The 7,338-nt window shown below is 60.2% G+C and carries 7 protein-coding genes; 3 read left to right on the forward strand and 4 right to left on the reverse strand.

The window, feature by feature from the left end; translation table 11 throughout:
- The 3 genes from ABSF49_RS18625 to ABSF49_RS18635 form a co-directional block, all read left to right on the forward strand.
- Positions 1–196 (forward strand): L-rhamnose mutarotase (locus ABSF49_RS18625; RefSeq protein ID WP_424114137.1); only part of this gene is annotated, 196 nt, incomplete at its 5' end.
- Between the two features lie 40 nt (positions 197–236).
- Entirely contained in the window at positions 237–1,307 is a 1,071-nt protein-coding gene (locus ABSF49_RS18630; protein WP_424114138.1) for a Gfo/Idh/MocA family protein, read from the forward strand.
- Between the two features lie 244 nt (positions 1,308–1,551).
- Entirely contained in the window at positions 1,552–2,598 is a 1,047-nt protein-coding gene (locus ABSF49_RS18635) for an aldo/keto reductase (RefSeq protein ID WP_424114139.1), read from the forward strand.
- Here the strand turns inward: ABSF49_RS18635 and ABSF49_RS18640 are convergent.
- The 4 genes from ABSF49_RS18640 to ABSF49_RS18655 form a co-directional block, all read right to left on the reverse strand.
- Positions 2,553–4,094 (reverse strand): sugar ABC transporter ATP-binding protein, encoded by a 1,542-nt coding sequence (locus tag ABSF49_RS18640; protein ID WP_424114140.1) that lies wholly within the window; start codon positions 4,092–4,094, stop codon positions 2,553–2,555. The genes ABSF49_RS18635 and ABSF49_RS18640 overlap by 46 nt on opposite strands.
- A 1-nt stretch (position 4,095) precedes the next feature.
- Complete coding sequence (locus tag ABSF49_RS18645) at positions 4,096–5,049, reverse strand: ABC transporter permease (RefSeq protein ID WP_424114141.1); 954 nt, start codon at positions 5,047–5,049, stop codon at positions 4,096–4,098.
- The gene (locus ABSF49_RS18650; RefSeq protein ID WP_424114142.1) at positions 5,046–6,053 is read right to left on the reverse strand and encodes an ABC transporter permease; all 1,008 of its coding nucleotides are present in this window, start codon (positions 6,051–6,053) and stop codon (positions 5,046–5,048) included. The genes ABSF49_RS18645 and ABSF49_RS18650 overlap by 4 nt, the downstream gene beginning before the upstream one ends.
- Positions 6,054–6,221: 168 nt before the next feature.
- Positions 6,222–7,338 (reverse strand): sugar ABC transporter substrate-binding protein (locus ABSF49_RS18655; RefSeq protein WP_424114143.1); only part of this gene is annotated, 1,117 nt, incomplete at its 5' end.

Genomic DNA, 7,338 nt, shown 5'->3' on the forward strand with positions numbered 1-7,338 from the left:
GCGCGAACCGGAGAACCTGCTGTTCGGCTACTGGGAATATCACGGCGAGGATTGGGCGAAGGACGCAGCCAAGATGGCGGCCGACCAGCGCACCCAGGAATGGTGGGCGGTCACCATGCCGATGCAGCAGCCGCTCGCGTCGCGCAAGAGCGACGAATGGTGGGCGGGGGCGGAAGAAGTCTTTCACCTCGATTGACCCCGTTGCAAGATCAAGACGAACTGCCGCCGAGGATCTTGTGACATTCGTCCCTGCCTCCCTCCGCCAGGCCTGGCCGTCGCCCACGCGTCCGCGCCCCATCGTCACCATCGGCGCCGGTTCGATCGTCGCCGACGCGCATTTCCCCGCCTATCGCAAGGCGGGCTACGAAATCGCTGGCCTGTTCGATCTCGACACAGCGCGCGCCAGAGCCGTCGCCGAAAAGTTTGGCGGGTTGCGCGTATTCGCTTCGCTCGACGAGGCGCTGGCGACGCCTGGGGTGATTTTCGATCTCGCAACGCCGCCTGCGGCGCATAAGTCGGTGCTCGAGCGCCTGCCGATCGGCGCCGCGGCGTTGGTGCAGAAGCCGATGGGATCGGACCTCGACGCGGCCACCGCGATCCTCCAAGTCTGCCGCGAACGCCGACTGATAGCGGCGATCAATTTCCAGTTGCGCTTCGCGCCGATGATGCTGGCGGTCAGGGATGCGCTCGATCGCGGCCTGCTCGGCCGGCTCATCGACGTCGAACTTCACTTGGCGGTTGATACGCCCTGGAGACTGTTCGCATTCCTCAAGGCCCAGCCTCGCGTCGAGATAACAGTACATTCGATTCATTACCTCGACCTCATTCGCGGCTTCCTCGGCGACCCGAAGGGTGTTCACGCCAAGACGATCGGCCACCCAGCTTCCGACATGGCGCAAACGCGCACGACGGCGATCCTCGACTATGGCGACGAAGTGCGCGTGGCGATGTCGATCAATCACGACCATGCTTTCGGCCGCCGCAACCAAGTCGCCGAGTTTCGCTTCGACGGCGCCGAGGGCGCGGCTTACGTTAAGCTTGGCCTGCTGCTCGGCTATCCCCGCGGCGAGCCGGACGAACTGTGGATTCGCGCCAAGAGCGAGACAGACTGGGCCCAGGTCCCTTTGCACGGCGCCTGGTTCCCCGACGCCTTCGTCGGCCGCATGGCCAATTTGCAGCGGTTCGTTGCGGGCGAGGACAAGGACTTGATCGCTTCGGTCGAGGACGCATGGAAGACGATGGCGCTGGTCGAGGCCGCTTTCGAGTCGAATGCGCGGCCGGCGACACCGCTCCGGCCGCGGCCGTGATGCTCAACCACCAAGCGACGCGCGAAACATCGTGCCCCCCAATCGCGATCGAGAGCATGTTGCCTTTGAGTCGAATCATTTCGGTCGTCATCGCAAGCAAAAGCGAAGCGATCCAGACTTGGGGATTGCGGCTGCGGCTTCGTCTGGATCGCTTCGCTGTCGCTCGCGATGACAATCGGAATTGCGCCAACCTGAAGACAACTTGCTCTAATATTCTTGTTGGCTACACGTAGGGATTGATCAAATGCTGTCGCGGTCGTTGGGCGCGATCCCACTGGAGACTACGGTGCTCGGTTTTGGCACCAGCGCGATTGGGGGACTGTATCGTGCCGTCTCTCGTGACGCGGCGTTCGAAACGATGGAGGCCGCTTGGAATGCCGGTATCCGCTATTTCGACACTGCGCCATTTTATGGTTTCGGCCTTTCGGAGCGGCGAGTTGGAGATTTTCTCCGCGGCCGCAACGATTACGTCCTTTCGACGAAAGTCGGCAAGCTCTTGTCCCCAGTTCCTGAGAGCGAAATCCCGAATTACGGCTTCGTTGATCCCCTTTCGTTTAAGGTCGACTACGACTATCGCTACGACGCGATTATGAGGTCTTATGAATTCAGTTTGGCTCGGTTGGGCCTGCCACGAATCGACATCCTCTATGTGCACGATCTCGAAATTCGCAGTCTCGGCGCCGAAGCGTATAAGAAACACTTCCGTGACTTCATGGACGGTGGGATTAGGGCCCTCGAAGAGTTGAAGAGGGGTGGCTCGATTACCGCCATCGGTCTTGGGTGCAACGACGTTGACGCGTGTCTCGACGTGCTGTCGCGCGCGCCGCTCGACTGCCTGTTGCTCGCCGGTCGCTACACGTTGCTTGATCGATCGGCTGCCGCTCGCCTGTTACCGATGTGCGTGAAGAGTCGAGTCGCTCTTGTCGTCGGCGGTGCATTCAATTCGGGAATCTTGGCGACGGGGCCGACTCTCGATGCTCGCTTCGACTATTCCACTCCGTCAAAAGACATAATTGAACGCGTTCGCTGTATGCAAGCGACTGCTGAGGACGTTGGAATCTCATTGGCAGCAGCGGCGCTCCAATTCCCATTGCTTCAGCCGAACGTCGCATCAGTTCTGATCGGGACCGCAAAGCCATTAAACATCATACGCGACGTCGCGCTACTGCACACGCAAGTTCCTTCGTCAATTTGGCCGCGTTTCGAAAGCTTCGCGCTTAGCGCGAAACCCTCGGCGACCTCACACTATCGGACAGCGCTGCCGATCGAGGGCCCCACTGGCTCGACTTGATCGACCGTGTGAATTCGGTTCATGATCGCCTTGCTCACCGTTTCGTAGATATGGTCGTTGGCGACCTCGCCGATGATGCGGAAGTCGCGCATTACGAGGATGCGGTCGGCGAGCGTGATCATCTCCGCCATATCGCTGGAAATGAGGAGGACGGAAACACCCTCGCGAGCGATCTCACCGATCAATTCATGAAGATGAGTTTTCGTCTTGATGTCGATGCCCACCGTGGGCTCATCGATGATGAGGATTTCCGCCTCGGCCGCTAGCCATTTGGCGATCGAGACCTTTTGCTGGTTGCCCCCCGAGAGATTGCGAACGGGTTGTCCAAGAGATGGCGTGCGAACTTCCAACCGCCCGACGAGGGGCGCGACCGCTCTTGCTTCTCGGCGCCGACTGATCAGACCGAGAGCGCCTCCTAGGCGATCCCAAATGGTGATGGCGATATTCTTACTGACCGAATGCATGAGGATCAGGCCCTCCTGCTTGCGGTCTTCGCTGACGTAGCCGAGGCGAAATCTCGTCAATGCGTCGTGCATGTCGCGGACACGCACCGACTGCCCGCGGATTAGCAGATCGCCTGCGGTGATCTTACCCGCGCCGAGGATCGCGTGAGCCAATTCGCTGCGGCCCGCGCCGACAAGACCGTATAGGCCGAGGATCTCGCCGCGATACAAAGCGAGATCAATCCCTTTATGCCCGAGCGACGTGCAAAGCTTTCTCGTCTCAAGTGGGATCGCGGTGGTGTCGACAATTCGCTCGCCAATTTGCGCTACTCGCTCCTCTCGCCCAATCATCAAAGAGACGAGCTTTTGACGCGTCATTTGCGCGATTGGCACGCCCGTCGCCACGTTTTTGCCGTCGCGCAGAACTGTTACGCGATCGGCGATTGCGAAAACTTCCTCTAATTTATGGCTAACGAAGGCGATCGCGACACCTTCGCCGCACAACTGCCTCAACAGCTTGAAAAAGGCGGCGCTCTCATGTCCGGTGATCGAGGCGGTCGGTTCGTCGAGCACCAAAATTTTGGCTTCCAGGGACAACGCTTTGGCGATCTCGACAATCTGCATTTGCGCAACAGAGAGAGAGCGCACCTCGGAGCGCGGGTCGATATTGCGGTCGAGCAGATCGAGGTAGCGGCGGGCCTGCTGCCCAACGGCAGTATAGTCGACGAGACCATTCTTGGTGGGCAACCGCTCGAGCAGAATGTTCTCTCCTACGGAGAAGCGCGGGATCAGATTTCTCTCCTGGTGGACGACCGCAATGCCGGCTGCGAGCGCATCGCGCGGCGAATTGAATGCAACCGGCCTGCCATCAAGCAGCACATTCCCAGAGTCCGGGCGGAACACTCCGGTGATGATTTTGATCAGGGTTGATTTCCCAGCGCCGTTCTCGCCCATGAGGGCGTGAATTTCTCCAGCCTTCAGATCGACCGAGACGCCGTCGAGCGCCAACACGCCAGGGAACGATTTGGCGACCGACTCGACTGCTAAGTTCATTTCAATCTGCCCCGCTGTTGATCGCTCGCCAGCGATTCAAACCGACCGCGGCGAGTATCAGGACGCCGAGCGAGAATTGAACCCAGTAAGGATCGACCTTGGCCAGCACCATGCCGTTTTCGATAAGTCCGATGAGAAGGACCGCGAACATCGTGCCGAGCACCGAGACATATCCACCAGTCAATGCGGCGCCCCCGATGATCGGCGCGGCGAAGGAAAGGAGCAGCCAATCCGAACCGATGGTGGGCTGGGCCGATCCCAGCTGCGCAACCGCGAGCACAGCGGCGCCCGCTGCCAGCAGGCCGGACAAACAGTGGGCGGAGACGACCACCCATTCGCTCGAAATCCCGGAAAGTTCGGCCGCGTTGGGATTGCCGCCGTAGGCGAGCAATCGCCGTCCTGCCGCTGTCCTGGCGAAGAACACGCCGAGCAGCGCCGCGACGATCAGCGGGGCCACGATGAGGTAGGGAAATGGGCCGAAATGTCCACTGCCGAAAGCCGTCAGCGCCGGCGGCATCTCGTAGAATGGAATCGCTCCGGTGATGCCGAAATTAATCCCAGTGAACGCGGACCCGGTTGCGAGCGTAATGATGAAGGCGTTTATGCCTGTGCGGACAGTCAGCACGCCGTTGATCAGCCCTCCCACGGCGCCGATCGTCACCGCAAGCGGCACGGCCAAGGCTATCGGGATGCCGAAGACTTCCATTGCGCCACCGAGTACGACAGCGGCCAACCCGCCGATGGCGCCGACGGCGACGTTCATTTGGCCGACGCCGAGTGTAATCATTTGCGCGAACGCGACGAGCAATCCGACGCAGAGGCTGCGCAGCATGACATAGAGGTTGAATGTGGTGAGAAAATTCGGCGCGATGAACGCAAGCGCGCTGGCGCCAATGAAGATAGCAGCTACAAGACCTGACCATTCGATGAGGAGAAGACGGCGGAACACCTTCATTGCCGAACACTCCCGTGACGCTCAGCGTAGAGTGCGCGATATCGGTCAACGAGAACTGCAAGGAGGAGGATCACGCCGAGGTAGAATTGCAGCCAGAAATTTCCGATCTGCAGCACGAGAAGGCCGCTGCGAATGGTTGTCACAAGCAGGGCGCCGAACATCGTGCCGACGACCGCAACGGCGCCACCTGACAGCAAGGTACCGCCTAGCACCGGGCCAAGAAAGGACGGCAGCAACCAGTCCTCGCCGCCAACCGCAGGCATTGCGGAACCCAACCGCGCAACGACCATCATGCCTGCGGCCGCCGCCAGGAGGCCGGACAGAGCGTGGCTGATCGTGATGACGCGACCAACCGGCACACCCGACATTTCGGCCGCGCGGCTGTTGGCGCCCGCCGCAAGGATACGTCGTCCTAAACTGGAGTAACGATAGAGGACAAAAAGGATCGAGCAAATTGCGATCGCGATGAGCAGGAGCGGCGAAACGAATCCGGCAATCCGCAATTTTCCAAAGGCGCCGACGTCAGGTGGCAGAGCGTTGAGCGGAACCGCTTTGGTAAGGATAAGCATCGCGCCAGTGAAGAGATTTGCGCTGGCCAGCGTGACGATGAAGCTGTTGACCCCGCTGCGCGTTATGACGACGCCATTGAGCCAGCCGAGCGCCGCGCCGAGAGTGAGCGCGCCGAAGATCGCGATCGGCACAGGAAGGCCGAGTGTTTGCATAAGATAGCCCCCCGCCATTACGGCGCAGGAGCCGATCGAACCGACGGAGAGATTCATGCCGCCGGTCGCCAACACCGCCATTTGGGCGAAGCCGATGACAATGTCGATCGAGAGCGCGCGGCCCACCGTGAAGAGATTGAACGGCGATAGAAAACCGGGCGCATGCAAGGAGAAGATCGTCCAGAACACGACGATGATGAGGACGAGACCAAACTGGGACGCGATCGCGACAAGGTCGAACCGCGCCCGTGCCGGCGTTACTTTTGTGGCGCCGTCAGTCATAGCTAAAATCCATAAACAGGGCTGCGGGAGAGCCCGTGGTCGCTCGGACCACCGCGCCGCCGTCTCAAGCGGCGGGGCGCGATGCTTCGTCCGAGGATGTCGATCCCGCGTCAACTGGAGCGGTTGTCGATATTAGGGTTCGACACGGAAGACCCAAGCTCGCTCCAGCTATTTGCAATTCAAGTAAGTCGTCTTGAACTTGGTCGTGAGATCCGAGGAGATCTTCTTCAAATCGTCCTTGTATGTGTCGAGGTTCGCGGCGTTGGCGACCAGCGTCCCCGAGTCGATGAAATGCGCCGTCTGCGGCGTCTTAATCCAGGGCGCCCCGGCGTTGACGGTGCAGTTTCCGCTCGCGAGGAGATCGAGCGCGTACGCGCCGACATAGGCCTGCCCATACGGGTTCTGCACCATGGTTCCCGAAGCGAATCCATCCTTGATGGCTTCTAGGACGATCGGGTCGTCATCGATGCCGATGAACTTGATGCGCTTGTCGCCGAGTGTGCGCAACGACTTGGCGGCGACCACCGACGAAATGTAGCCGGTGGCGATCATGCCGCCGATTTGATCCTTCTGAGCGGCGAGCAGCGCGTTGATTTTCTGGTCGGCAGCTTCTTGCGAGTCCGTGTCGGCCACCGTCTGCAAGAGCGTGACCGCCCCATTGGTCTCGGCGACGGCGGTTTCGACGGCCTTGACGCGCAGAGTGGTGTTGGGATCGATGAGAAGGCCTGCGAGGTGTACGATGGCGCCCTTGCCGCCTATCGCCTTAATCAGCTCTTTCGTGCCGAGGTAGGCCGAATGGTAGGTGTCGGTGCCGAGACAAAATGCGGCGTCGGTCGGGTCCTGCGCGCATCCGGCAAGGGAGATGGATGGGACTCCCGCGCCTTTCAGCTCTGACAGGGTCGTATTGATGCCGACGGTGTCGACAGGGAAGACGCCGAAGCCTTTGTAGCCTTGAACCGCCAGGCTTTCGATCAACCCTGTCTGCAAGTCGAGTTTCCAATCCGATGGAACTTTAAAATCCACCGCGGCGATGCCGAAATCTTTCTTAGCATCGGCGGCGCCTTGTTCCCACGGCTTGAAATACGGGTGCGGGCCACCCGAGATCAAGGCGATCTTGTTGTCCGATGCGGCGCTCGGCCCGGTCAGCATAGCCAGCCCGAGAAGCACAGAGACGCCGATGAAATTACGCATGGAATGCATCATTTCCTCCCGTGACGCGATGACGTTACGGCTCGTTGTCGGGCCGGCGCCTCGATCTTGCAAAAAGGCGGTAGCACGAACGAAT

This window comes from Roseiarcus sp. (assembly GCF_049514155.1).
Taxonomy (GTDB): domain Bacteria; phylum Pseudomonadota; class Alphaproteobacteria; order Rhizobiales; family Beijerinckiaceae; genus Roseiarcus.